Source organism: Polaromonas sp., assembly GCF_043778355.1.
In the GTDB taxonomy this organism is placed as follows: Bacteria; Pseudomonadota; Gammaproteobacteria; order Burkholderiales; family Burkholderiaceae_C; genus Polaromonas.
Genome location: NZ_JAYWHI010000025.1, coordinates 1 through 12,471 on the forward strand (window position 1 = coordinate 1; position 12,471 = coordinate 12,471).

General features: G+C 62.3%; 12 protein-coding genes and 1 pseudogene. 3 read left to right on the forward strand and 10 right to left on the reverse strand.

Features of this window, described 5'->3' with window-relative positions; genetic code table 11:
- A pseudogene (locus tag ACH2CW_RS04015) lies at window positions 1-328 on the forward strand (elongation factor P); the annotation flags it as partial.
- Window positions 329-427: 99 nt separating this feature from the next.
- On the forward strand, window positions 428-1,291 hold the full coding sequence (locus ACH2CW_RS04020) for a TIGR00730 family Rossman fold protein (RefSeq protein WP_395055555.1): 864 nt from the start codon (window positions 428-430) through the stop codon (window positions 1,289-1,291).
- A 127-nt stretch (window positions 1,292-1,418) separates the two neighbouring features.
- On the opposite strand, the gene ACH2CW_RS04025 is transcribed toward ACH2CW_RS04020, so the two are convergent.
- The 9 genes from ACH2CW_RS04025 to ACH2CW_RS04065 form a co-directional block, all read right to left on the reverse strand.
- The gene (locus tag ACH2CW_RS04025; RefSeq protein WP_395055556.1) at window positions 1,419-2,579 is read right to left on the reverse strand and encodes an MFS transporter; all 1,161 of its coding nucleotides are present in this window, start codon (window positions 2,577-2,579) and stop codon (window positions 1,419-1,421) included.
- A 73-nt stretch (window positions 2,580-2,652) separates the two neighbouring features.
- The gene (locus ACH2CW_RS04030; RefSeq protein ID WP_395055564.1) at window positions 2,653-3,990 is read right to left on the reverse strand and encodes a DNA recombination protein RmuC; all 1,338 of its coding nucleotides are present in this window, start codon (window positions 3,988-3,990) and stop codon (window positions 2,653-2,655) included.
- Window positions 3,991-4,002: 12 nt separating this feature from the next.
- Entirely contained in the window at window positions 4,003-4,986 is a 984-nt protein-coding gene (locus tag ACH2CW_RS04035; protein WP_395055557.1) for a 2-hydroxyacid dehydrogenase, read from the reverse strand.
- 31 nt (window positions 4,987-5,017) lie between these two features.
- Entirely contained in the window at window positions 5,018-6,427 is a 1,410-nt protein-coding gene (locus ACH2CW_RS04040; RefSeq protein ID WP_395055558.1) for a sodium:proton antiporter, read from the reverse strand.
- Window positions 6,428-6,472: 45 nt separating this feature from the next.
- Complete coding sequence (gene pncB, locus ACH2CW_RS04045) at window positions 6,473-7,669, reverse strand: nicotinate phosphoribosyltransferase (protein WP_395055559.1); 1,197 nt, start codon at window positions 7,667-7,669, stop codon at window positions 6,473-6,475.
- A gap of 196 nt (window positions 7,670-7,865) precedes the next feature.
- Complete coding sequence (locus ACH2CW_RS04050; RefSeq protein ID WP_395055560.1) at window positions 7,866-8,216, reverse strand: FKBP-type peptidyl-prolyl cis-trans isomerase; 351 nt, start codon at window positions 8,214-8,216, stop codon at window positions 7,866-7,868.
- A 111-nt stretch (window positions 8,217-8,327) separates the two neighbouring features.
- A complete protein-coding gene (locus ACH2CW_RS04055) occupies window positions 8,328-8,984 on the reverse strand; it encodes a nitroreductase (protein ID WP_395055565.1) in 657 nt (218 codons plus the stop codon).
- Between the two features lie 41 nt (window positions 8,985-9,025).
- On the reverse strand, window positions 9,026-9,481 hold the full coding sequence (locus ACH2CW_RS04060) for an acyl-CoA thioesterase (RefSeq protein WP_395055561.1): 456 nt from the start codon (window positions 9,479-9,481) through the stop codon (window positions 9,026-9,028).
- Window positions 9,482-9,487: 6 nt separating this feature from the next.
- A complete protein-coding gene (locus ACH2CW_RS04065; protein ID WP_395055562.1) occupies window positions 9,488-10,531 on the reverse strand; it encodes a histone deacetylase in 1,044 nt (347 codons plus the stop codon).
- Between the two features lie 295 nt (window positions 10,532-10,826).
- On the opposite strand from ACH2CW_RS04065, the gene ACH2CW_RS04070 reads away from it, so the two are divergent.
- Complete coding sequence (locus ACH2CW_RS04070; RefSeq protein ID WP_395055563.1) at window positions 10,827-11,369, forward strand: phasin family protein; 543 nt, start codon at window positions 10,827-10,829, stop codon at window positions 11,367-11,369.
- A gap of 168 nt (window positions 11,370-11,537) precedes the next feature.
- Here the strand turns inward: ACH2CW_RS04070 and ACH2CW_RS04075 are convergent, their stop codons facing one another.
- On the reverse strand, window positions 11,538-12,377 hold the full coding sequence (locus ACH2CW_RS04075) for a patatin-like phospholipase family protein (RefSeq protein WP_395055566.1): 840 nt from the start codon (window positions 12,375-12,377) through the stop codon (window positions 11,538-11,540).
- Window positions 12,378-12,471: the final 94 nt, after the last annotated feature.

Below are 12,471 nucleotides of genomic sequence, written 5' to 3' on the forward strand. Positions count from 1 at the left end.
CGACCCGATGTACATCTGCATGGACGCCGAGTACAACCAGTACGAAGTCGAAGCCGAAAACATGGGCGACTCGCTGAACTACCTGCAAGACGGCATGGAACTCGAAGTCGTGTTTTATGACGGCAAGGCAATTTCAGTCGAGGTGCCCACCAGCGTGCAGCGCGAGATCACCTGGACCGAACCGGCCGTCAAGGGCGACACCTCCGGCAAGGTGCTCAAGCCCGCCAAGCTGGCCACCGGTTTTGAAATCGGCGTGCCAATTTTTGTGGCCCAGGGCGATGTCGTCGAGATCGATACCCGCACCGGCGAATACCGCAAACGCGTCTGAGTCGCGGTTTGTTCCCTGAAAAAAGGCTCCTTGTGGAGCCTTTTTCTTTGGGCCGCCTGCAGGCGCCACCACAGCCTGTCCTTCATACACAATGCAATCATGGAAAACACACAAGACCTCAACGAAAACCGGCTCGCCGATGCCTGGGCCGAACTGCAATCACATGCCGACCAGGGCAACCCGCTGCAGGCCGACGCCTACCGCCTGGCCTTTGCCGACCCCGAGTTTTTGCTGCGGCGTGAGACGCGCGGCATCCGTTTCCAGCTCGAAATGCTCAAGCCTGACATGGAGCAGGTGGCACAGGGCATTGAAAACACCATCGTGGTTTTTGGCAGCGCGCGTTTTCCGGCGCCCGAGCAGGCCGAACAAGCCCTCAAGCTGGCGCGCGAAAGTGGTGATGCACAGGCCATGGCGCTGGCCGGGCGCCATGTGCGCAATGCGGTGTATTACGAGCAGGCACGGCTGTTCGGCCGCATGGTGGCCACCCACAGCAAACACCGGCCGCCGGCGGAGCAACTGTTCATCTGCACCGGCGGCGGCCCCGGCATCATGGAAGCGGCCAACCGGGGCGCCCATGAGGTCGGTGTTCCCACCGTGGGCTTGAACATTGCCCTGCCGCACGAGCAAAGCTCTAACCCCTACGTCACCCCCTCACTGAGCTTCAAGTTTCACTACTTTGCGTTGCGCAAAATGCATTTCATGATGCGGGCCAAGGCGCTGGTGGCGTTTCCCGGTGGTTTCGGCACGCTCGACGAGCTGTTCGAGGTCATCACGCTGGTGCAGACCCGCAAGGCCAAGCCGGTGCCCATCATCCTGTTCGGCTCGGACTACTGGAAGCGCTTGCTCAATTTTGACGTGCTGATCGAGGAAGGCGCGATCTCGCCGGAAGATCTCAAGCTGTTCGAGTACGTCGACGACCCGCAGGTCGCCTGGGATGCGATCAAGACCTTTTATCAACTGTAGAGGCCCAGCAATGAGCGGGCATGGGCGGTCTCCCTACAAGCAGAGGCCGCGGGTCCGGCTTTGCCGGCCCGCAGGCGCAGCGGCCCCCTCGGCAGGGCGCTACACGCAGTGAGCAACCGTGGGGGCGTCAATCCCTGAGCAGCCACGCGGCGCGTGCCCCGGCGCCGACCACCGCACCGGTGGCCCAGAATACGCCCGCGATGCCGATCACTGCGCCCACGGTGCCGAATAACATGGGCATCAGCACACTCGACGCGTTGATCGCCATCAGACGCAGGCCCAGTGCCTCGCCGTGGCGATGTTCAGGTGTGATCTGGTGCAGCATGCTCATGATCATGGGCTGGACCGTGCCCAGCGCAAAGCCCAGCAGCACCGAACACACGCCCATGCCCAGCGCCGTGCCCATGAAGGGGTAGATACCGAACAGCGCGGCAGTCATGAGCATGGCGCCCACCAGCACGCGCCATTCGCGCAGGTGCGCTGCCAGCAGCGGCATCACCATGCGAATGGCGGCGGCGGCCACGGCAAAAGCACCGAGGATGGAACCAATGCCCGAAGCGCTGATACCTTTTTCAAAGCCGAGCACCGGCACCACAAAGGTGTGCACGTCCCAGCAGGACGATAAAAACCAGTTCACCAGCATGAGACGGCGAAAGGCCGGATCGCGCAGCAGATTCCAGGCACTGAGCGGCGCGCTGCCCGGCTCGACGACCACCGGCGGGAGTTCGCGTGTTGGCCGCACCAGCAACCAGCCGACCAGCGGCAGCAGGGCCATCAGGAAAAACGCGGCCCGGTAACCGGTGGTGCTGTTGGGCAAGGCGCCCGCATGGTCGATCAGCAAGCCCGCCGTGAAGGGGCCAATGAAATTGGACACCGCCGGCCCGATGGACAGCCAGCTGAACACACGCCGCAGTTGCAGCGCCCCCGCCGCAGCCCGCCCGACATGGCGCTGCAGCGAAATCACCGCCACGCCGGTGGCGCCGCCGGTCAGCAGCGCTGCGAGACAAAGCACCGGAAACACCGGGAACACGACCGCCAGACCGGCGCCCAGCACGGCGGCCATCACGCTGTAGCCAATCGGACGCTTGAGGCCGTGACGGTCAGCAAAACGGCCTGCCGGCAGCGCCAGAAACACCTGGGTCAGCGCAAACAGCGCCAGCAACACACCCACCGCCGCAGGGCTGTAACCTTCGCGCAGCGCGAGCAGCGGCGCAGCCATGCGGGTGCCGGCCATGCAGGCGTGCAGGCAGACCTGGGCCAGGATCAGGCGGGCCAGTTCAGGTGTCATGATTCGGCATTAAATCGGGCCCCAGCCCATATCCAAAAAGCGCAAGCAGCTATCAAATCAGTAGCAAACCAGGTCAATCGTCGAGCACGTCGGTATCGGCGGCGGGCGGCAGCAGCACCTGGGATTCGGCATCCGGCAGGGCCTCGACCTTGCGCAGGGCCAGCCGCATCTGTTTGGCGCGGGTGTCGGCCTTGTCCAGCGTGTCCGAGGCCTTGGCCACCTGCTCCTTGATACGGGCCACCCATTCGCCATACCGCTCGAACTCGGTCTTGACCGCGCCCAGCACCTTCCAGACCTCGGAAGCCTGCTGCTCCAGCGCCAGGGTGCGAAAACCCATGTGCAGGCTGTTGAGCATGGCCAGCAGGGTCGTCGGCCCGGCGAGCGTCACACGGTGCTGACGCTGGATCGCGTCCATCAGGCCGGGCCGGCGCAAGACCTCGGCATACAGGCTTTCGACCGGCAGGAACAGGATCGCGAAGTCGGTGGTGTGCGGCGCAGCCAGGTAGTTTTCGGCAATCGATTTGGCCTCGCTGCGGATACGCGCCTCCAGCGCCTTGCCGGCCTGCTCCACCGCGGCCGGGTCCACACGTTCATGCGCGTCGAGCAGACGCTCGTAATCGTCGCGCGGAAATTTCGCATCAATCGGCAGCCACACCGGTGAGCCCTCGTCGCCGCGCCCAGGAAAACGAATGGCAAAGTCGACGCGCTGGCCGCTGCGCGGCTTGGTCTCCACCTGCTTGGCATACTGCTCGGTGGTCAACACCTGCTCCAGCAGCGCTTCGAGCTGTACCTCGCCGAACATGCCGCGGGTCTTGACGTTGGTCAACACGCGCTGCAGGCTGCCCACGCCCACCGCCAGTGACTGCATCTCGCCCAGGCCCTTGTGCACCTGTTCGAGCCGGTCGGCGACCTGCTTGAAACTTTCGCCCAGCCGGGTTTCCAGCGTGGTCTGCAGTTTTTCGTCGACGGTTTTTCGCATCTCATCGAGCTTGGCCGAATTGGTTTGCTGCAACTGGGCCAGTTGCTGCTCCAGCGTCTCGCGCACTTCCACCATGCGCCTGGCGTTCGACTCGCTGACCGACTGCAACTGGGTGCTCAGGGTGTCGGACAAGGTTTTCTGCAGCAGCGTCAATTGCTGGGAGAAAGCGTCGATCTGCGTGTTCTGGGTGCGCGTTGTTTCCGCCGCCTGCTTGACCAGGGTTTCCTGAAAGGTTGCCAGGCTGTGTGTCATCTCCTGGCGCGCGCCGCGAGAGGATTCACTGATCTCGCGCCGCAGCTCACGCTCCAGCCGCTCACTGGCGGCCAGCAACTCGGCGCGGCCGCTGTCGGGCACCGCAGGCTTGCGCACCAGCAACACGATGACAGCCACCAGGATGGCCACTGCCAGGGCGATGAGGAGCCACAGTTCGATCAAGACCGGTCCTCAGCCGTTCAGCACCGCGGGGTTCAACGGTGTGAGCGGTTTTTTGTCCTTGAAGAAACCGATCAGGTTGTCCACTGCGAGATTGGCCATGGCCATGCGCGTCGGCACGGTGGCGCTGGCGATGTGCGGTGTCAGCACCACATTGGGCACGCTCAAGAGGTCGGGATGAACCTTGGGCTCACCTTCAAACACATCCAGGCCGGCGGCAGCAATGGTTTTGTCGCGCAACGCTTTGGCCAGCGCCGCATCGTCGACGATGCCGCCGCGTGCGATGTTCACCAGCGTTGCCGTAGGTTTCATCAGTGCCAGTTCAGCCGTACCGATGGTGTGGTGCGACGCTGGCGAATACGGCAACACCAGCACCACATGGTCGGCTGTTTTCAGGAGCTGTTCCTTGCTCACGTAGTTGGCCTTGCATTCGGCTTCCATGGCGGCGTCAAGGCGGGAGCGGTTGTGATAAATCACCTTCATGCCAAAGCCATGTGCACCGCGCTTGGCAATGCCCTGCCCGATGCGGCCCATGCCCAGCACACCCAGCGTGCTGCCGTGGATGTCAGAACCGGCGAACATGTCGAAACTCCATTTGTTCCACTTGCCAGCGCGCAGGAAATGTTCGCTCTCGGTCACACGCCGCGCGGTTGCCATGAGCAATGCAAAACCGAAATCGGCGGTGGTTTCGGTCAGGACGTCGGGCGCATTGGTGGCCAGCACGCCGGCCGCCGTCATCGCGTCGATGTCGAAGTTGTTGTAGCCGACCGCCATGTTGGCGCAGATTTTCAGGCGCGGGCAGACGGCCAGCACTTCGGCGTCGATGCGGTCGCCGCCGGTGGTGAAGGCGCCATCCTTATCCTTCAGTTTTTCAGCCAGCTCGGCTTTGGACCAGATCGCATCCGACTGGTTGGCTTCGACCTCGAAGTGCTGCTCCAGGCGGCTGATGACTTCAGGAAAAATCGCGCGGGCGACGAGGATTTTGGGTTTGCTCATGAAGGTCTCTTTGTGAAGGGATAGGACTGGATCACTTGAACCAGATGAAGGTCATCAGGATGAACAGCGGGATCAGCACCGCACCCGACCAGGCCATGTAGCCGAAGAAGCTGGGCATCTTGACACCCCGGTCCTCGGCGATCGCCTTGACCATCAGGTTGGGGGCATTGCCGATGTAGGTGTTGGCGCCCATGAACACCGCACCGGCGGAAATAGCGGCAAGTGTCGGGGCCAGCGTGCTCATCAGGGCCTGCGGATCGCCACCGGCCGTATTAAAAAACACCAGGTAAGTCGGTGCGTTGTCCAGAAAGGAACTCAACATGCCTGAGGCCCAGAAATACATCGCCGGATCGGGCTGGCCGTCAGGCCGCGTCACGGCAGACACTACAGCGCCGAAAGGCCCGCTCACACCCGCCTTGAGCATCGCGATCACCGGAATGATGGTCAGGAAAATCCCGGCGAACAACTTGGCCACCTCCGCCATGGGCCCCCAGGAAAACTGGTTGTCCGCATGCACCTTCGCTGCGGTGAGCTTGAGCGACAGCAGAGTGATGGCGATCAGGCCGGCATCGCGTACCAGGCCGGGGAGCCCAACCTCGGTTCCGTAAATATCGAACACCAGGGGAGATTTCCAGAAACCGCTGAGCAGCACCAGGCCGGCAATCGCTGCCAACAGGCCGAAGTTGAAGGCGCCGTCAAAGCCCAGTCGCTGGGTATCCGGCGTCGGGTCCACTGGCTGCACACCCTCGTTGCGGTAGAACCAGCTGTCCAGCAGATAGAAGATCACCAGCAGGCTGCCGATCAGGAACAGGGTTTCCGGAAAGATGTGCTGGAGTGTCCAGAAAAAATCAACGCCTTTCAGGAAACCGAGGAACAGCGGCGGGTCGCCCAGCGGCGTCAGCGAGCCGCCGGCGTTGGACACGATAAAGATGAAAAACACCACGATGTGCGCGCTGTGCTTGCGGTTGTCGTTGGCGCGGATCAGGGGCCGGATCATCAGCATGGACGCGCCTGTGGTGCCCATGAAACTTGCCAGCACGGCACCGATCAGCAACAGGCCCGCGTTGAGCGCAGGACTGCCGTGCAGGTTGCCACGGATAAAAATGCCGCCAGCCACGGTGAACAGCGCCGTCAACAGGATGATGAAGGGGATGTACTCTGCCACCAGCGCATGCACCAGACTGATGCCGGCCACCGAAGGCCCGAACGTGGCCGCAAAGGGAATAAAAAACGCCAGCGTCCAGGCTGCCGCCACCTTGCCGAAATGATGGTGCCAGAACGACGGTGCCAGCAAGGGCATCAACGCAATGGAAAGCAGCAGGCCCGCGAAAGGCACGCCCCACAGTGGCGAGAGCCGGCTGCCGTCGAAGTCGGCCGCCAGGGCCAGGCCAGGCCAGGCAAACAACAAAGCCGCAACGGCGGCCCAGCGCGATATGTTCATGGTGTCTCCATTGTTATAAAAGCGGGGGGCAAACCCCGGACCCAATTATCCCGGCGGCGTGATGTCAAACACCTGACGCAGGTAGGCCAGGTATTTTTCGTCGTCACACATGTTTTTGGACGGCGTGTCCGACAGCTTCGCCACCGGCTGGCCGTTGCAACGCACCATCTTGATGACAATTTGCAGCGGCTCGTAACCGAGGTCGTTGGTCAGATTGGTGCCGATACCGAAAGCCAGCTGGCAACGTCCCTTGAACTGTGAATACAGCTCAATGGTGCGCGGCACGGTCAGTCCGTCGCTGAAGATCAGCGTTTTTGTTTTGGGATCGACCCGGTTTTTGACATAGTGCGCGAGCATGCGCTCGCCCCACTCGAACGGGTCGCCACTGTCATGGCGCGCGCCGTCAAACAACTTGCAGAAATACATGTCGAAGTCACGCAGGAAGGCGCTCATGCCGTACACGTCGCTCAGTGCAATACCGAGGTCACCGCGGTATTCCCTGGCCCAGGATTCGAAACCGAACACCTGGCTGTCGCGCAGCCGCGGGCCCAGCGCCTGGCAGGCCTGCAGATACTCATGCGCCATGGTGCCCAGCGGCGTCAGGCCGAGTTTCATCGCAAACAGCACATTGCTGGTACCTGCAAATTGCCCGGTAGGGCCCGTCCCCAGACGCGCACTCAGGGTACGCAGCACTTCTTCGTGCCAGGCTTTACCAAAGCGCCGGCGCGTGCCGTAATCCGCAATTTTCAGCTCGGCCAGGCCCTTGCCCTGCAACTGCCCGATCTTCGTGTCCAGGCGCTTGCGCCCCTCCATCACGTCGGCCAGTTTTTGCGTGTTGCGGAAATACACCTCGTTGATGATGGCCAACACCGGGATCTCAAACAGGATGGTATGCAGCCACGGGCCCTCGATCACCACCTCGATTTCGCCGGATGGCAAGGCGGTGACGCTGACGTATTTTTCGTTGAGACGAAACAGCCCCAGGAAGTCGACGAAGTCGCTTTTGATGAAACGCATGGCGCGCAGGTAAGCGAGCTCGGCGTCTTGAAACTGCAGGCTGCACAGCAAACGTATCTCTTCGCGGATTTCGCGCACGTAAGGCGCCAGATCGCCAATACCCGCCGCGCCGGCATTGCGGCACTTGAAGCGGTACTCGACCTGGGCGCCCGGAAACTGGTGCAGCACCACCTGCATCATGGTGAACTTGTAGAGGTCGGTGTCAAGCAGGCTGGTAATGATCATCGTTGGGCATTCCCATAAATCCATTTTGTGGGCGAATTGCCGCGTTGCGCGGTGCTCGGTGCTCGGTGCTCGGTGCTCGGAATCCTCATGCACCCTAGTGCATTCCGGTGTCCTGCGCGCCGCGCGCCTTGCACTTCATCCCAAAAAACTGAATTTCTGGAAATGCCCGGACCGCGTGCAAACACAAATTACAAATTCAGCCGAGAAAATCAACTTCAAACAGCAGCGTGGCGTTCGGCGGAATCACGCCGCCGGCGCCGCGTGCACCGTAACCGAGTTCAGCGGGGATGACGAGGCGGCGGGTACCGCCCACCGACATCCCCTGCACGCCTTCATCCCAGCCCTTGATGACCTGGCCGGCCCCGAGTGAAAACTCGAACGGGTCGCCGCGGTCCTTGCTCGAATCAAACTTGGCGCCCTGCACGCCGTCGTTGTAAAGCCAACCGGTGTAATGCACACGGACGCTTTTGCCAGCCTTGGCGATTGCGCCGGTGCCGAACACGGTGTCTTCGTATTGGAGGCCAGAGGGGGTAGTGGTCAGTGCCATGCGGAGTCTTTCAAAAAAATAGGGGGTGGGAACGCTCTTGCGCCAACCCCTGACTTTACCCGCAAGCGCCAGCGCAAGGCACCGGGATGCGCGGCAACAGCGCCAGCCTGATCAGTCCAGCCAGGTCGTGAAATCTTCTGGGCTGACGCGCGGTGTGCGAAAGGTGTTGACCAGCGCCGACTCGTCGGCGTAGCCCAGCGCCATGCCGCAGACCAGCATCTCATCGGCGCCAGCGCCCAGATGCGGCAGGATGATGCTGGCAAAGCCGTTCCAGGCCGCTTGCGGGCAGGTGTGCAGCCCATGCCCGCGCGCAGCCACCATCAGGTTCTGCAAAAACATGCCGTAGTCCACCAGACTGCCGCGGCCCATCACCCGGTCCAGCGTGAACATCAGCCCGACCGGCGCGTCGAAAAACCTGAAGTTACGCTGATGCTGGGCGTGCATCTTGTCCTTGTCGCTTTTGCCAATGCCCAGCAGGCCATACAGGCCCCAGCCGTTTTCGCGACGCCGGTCGATATAGGGCGAGACCCATTTTTCCGGGTAGTAGGCGTATTCCTCCTGGTAGTGCGCCGCCAGGTCCGGGTTGGCGCGAATGGCGTCGTGGGCGCTGCAGACCTTGTCCGCCAGGGCGGCGCGGCTGGCGCCTTGCAGCACATAAACCTTCCACGGCTGGGTGTTGGTTCCCGATGGCGCGCGGCTGGCGAGGGCCAGCAACTGCTCCAGCATTTCCCGCGCGACGGGTGTGGGCAGAAAAGCCCGCGTGGACATGCGGCTGTCGATGGCCGCGTCCACGGCATTGAGGGTTTCGGTCACTTGAGTTTTTCCAGTACTGACAGGAGTTGGGCAGGCAAGGCAACAGGCCGGCGCGTCTGTTTGTCCACGTAGACGTGAATGAAATGGCCTTTGGCGGCTGTCAGCTCCGAGGACGGGTCGTCCGTTTTTCCGGAGAACAGGCCAACCTCGTAACGCACACTGGATGAACCCACCTGCGCGACGCGAATGCCGGCAAGCACCGGATCAGGAAAAGCCAGCGGCGCAAAATAATTACATTGGGTTTCGACCACCAGGCCGATCACCGCGCCGTGATGAATGTCGATGGCACCGGCATCGATCAGGTAGCCATTAACGGCGGTGTCGAACCAGCTGTAATAAACGACGTTGTTGACATGGCCATACACATCGTTGTCCATCCAGCGCGTGCCTATGGGGCGAAAGACCTTGTAGGCACTGCGGGGCTCGGCCTGGGGTCGGATCAGAGACATCATGGGCCGCTATTTTGCCAGCAGGGCCAAGGTCTGGTACCGGCCCCAGTAGTCCAGCGCTACCCGGAAGGTGTTGACCTGCACCTGGACCGTGTCGTCGATATTCACGCCATAACCGCCGGCCATCGCCAGCGCCAGTGGAATGCGCCGCTGGAAAGCCCAGTCGAAAACCCGCCGGTCGCGGGCTTCCAGCCCATCCCAGCTGAGTTTGAGGCGGCCGAGGCGGTCACCCTCGTGCGGGTCCGCGCCAGCGAGGTAAATTACCAGGCCCGGGGAGAAGCGCCGGTCCAGCTCGTCCAGCGCCAGCTCCAGCGCCTGCAGGTAGGCGTCGTCCCGGCAGCCATCGGGCAGTTCCACGTCCAGGTCGCTGGCTTCCTTGCGGAAGGGAAAGTTTTTCTGGCCGTGTATGGACAGCGTGAAGACGCTGGGGTCACGGCTGAAAATGCTGGCCGTGCCGTTGCCCTGGTGCACGTCGAGATCGATGATCGCGACTTGAAGCGGTAAGCGCCTGTCGTCGGGCTCCGGCCGCCGCCGGGCCGCCCCAAGGCGACCGACGGCCCCCTCGGGGGGCAGCGAAGGCACAAAGTGCCGAGCGTGGGGGCGCACATACTCAGCCTGCATCAGCCGCGCCGCAATGGCCGCGTCATTGAACACACAAAAACCGCTGCCCTTGGCCGCCGACGCGTGGTGGGTACCGCCGGCCATGTTGGCGGCAATACCTTCGGCCGGACGGCCACCCAGACCCAGGGCCACGCGCGCAGCCGCAACGGTGGCGCCGGCCGAGCGGCGCGAGCGCTCCACCATCGCGGGACTCCAGGGGAAGCCGATCTCGCGCATGGCGGAAGGGCTCAGGCTGCCATTCACGACCGCCTCGATGTAGGCCGGGTCATGCGCCAGCGCCAGCTCGCCGTCGCTGACGGGCAGCGCGACCCCCAGCCGCACCTGTGCCAGCTCGAGTGCAACCCGGCTGCGCAGCCGCTCGTACTTGCCCATGGGAAAACGGTGACCCTCCGGCAGGGGCAACACAAAGTGATCGGCGTAGAAAGCTTGCATCAGGGCAAAGATCAAAAACGATGCGACATGGCAGCCCTGATTGTGTCTGCAAGCGGCGATGTTCTCCCGCGCCGCCGGATACCCGCACCGTCCAGCCCCTTGCCCCTGAAACGGGGAACCGATAGAGCCCCACCCCTAAAATGCTGCACTGCAACAAAAATGACTTGCAATCGACCGGGTAATCCCTATACTTCAGTTATGTTGCAGTGCAGCAATCAACAAAAAGCCCTTCGGCAGATTGTTCAGCAGCGCAACTAGTTGAAATCGTTAACCCACCTATATTGGAGATTTAAATATGTTGACCGCTGAACAAATCATGGCTTCCCACAAAGCAAACATCGAAACCCTGTTTGGTCTGACCAGCAAGGCTTTCGAAGGCGTCGAGAAACTGGTTGAACTCAATGTCCAGGCTTCCAAGGCTGCCCTGGCCGAGTCCGCCAACCACACCCAATCCCTCCTGGGCGTCAAAGACGCACAAGAGCTGCTGGCCCTGCAAGCCGGCCTGTTCCAGCCGCTGGCTGAAAAGACCGCTGCCTACAGCCGTCACCTGTACGACATCGCCACCGCTACCGGTGCTGAAGTCGGCAAGTCCTTTGAAGGCCAGGCTGCTGAAGCCCAAGCCAAATTCATGGGTCTGGTTGACAGCGCCTCCAAGAACGCCCCGGCCGGTTCCGAGACCGCTGTTGCCGTGATGAAAAGCGCCGTGGCCGCCGCCAACAACGCTGTTGAATCCATGCAAAAAGCTGTCAAGCAAGCCACCGACATGGCTGAAGCCAATTTCACCGCTGCGACCAACAGTGCTGTGAGCGCGACCAAGACTGCTTCGAAAAAGCGCTGATTTTTCGGGGCCTGCAAAGTCAGGCCCCCGCCAGTTGTCTCCTCGGGTCCTTCCAGAAATCAGTTCACGGACCCCTTTAAAGCCTGATTGCAAAATCAGGCTTTTTTTTGCCTGTTTTGTGCTCCAGCCCATATCCAGCGAGCGTAACCAGCTATCAAAAAAGGAGCATCAGCGGGCCTGAAGCTGGGCCAGCCGGGTCCGCAGTGACGGCAGCGCGGCCTGCATCGCGGCACGCCCGGCATCGATGGCACGCTGGCGCGCCGAGAAGTCGGCGCTCTTGAGGCCCGCCTGAGCTGGCTGCACCAGGACATCGGCGTCCTTGAGTTCGTACTGGTTGATGCTTTTGCCCATGATGGCAAAGGTCTGCAGCAAAATCTGCAGCGTGCCCTCGGCTGGGTTGGCCTCGGGCGGACTGGAAATGTCCACCGCAATCACCAGGTCGGCGCCCATCTGCCGCGCAAAGCGCACCGGCACCGGCGAGACCAGGCCCCCATCCACATACTCGCGCCCGTTGATCTTCACTGGCACAAACACCGCGGGCACCGCGCTCGATGCGCGCACTGCCGCACCGGTGTCGCCGCGCTGAAACAGCACGGCCTGGCCACTGTTCAGGTCGGTCGCGACGATACCCAGCGGGATCGCCATGTTTTCAATCAGGCGGCCGGCCAGCAGATCGTTGACATAACGGCCCAAGGCCTCGCCACGAAACATGCCACGCCCGAACAGCGGCAGCATCCAGTCGGTGATCGCGACCTCTTCCAGGTTCAGGGCCGTCTGCTGCAACTGGGCGCTGCTTTTGCCGCTGGCATAAAGCGCCGCGACCAGGCTGCCGGCCGAGGTGCCGACCACCAGCGAGGGTTTGAAACCGGCCTCCTCCAGCGCGGCGATCACGCCCACATGCGCAAAACCCCGGGCCGCACCGCCGCCCAGTGCCAGGCCGATCCTGACCGGCTTGCCCGTGCTCACCTGGACGCCGGGCGCCACCGGCGGCGCCACCGGACCAGGCATCGCGCAACCCGCCAAGATCAGCACCACTGCGCACCCCGTCGCAAGCAAGACCTGGCGACACACGGCCGATACCGATACCGATGCCGATATCGAT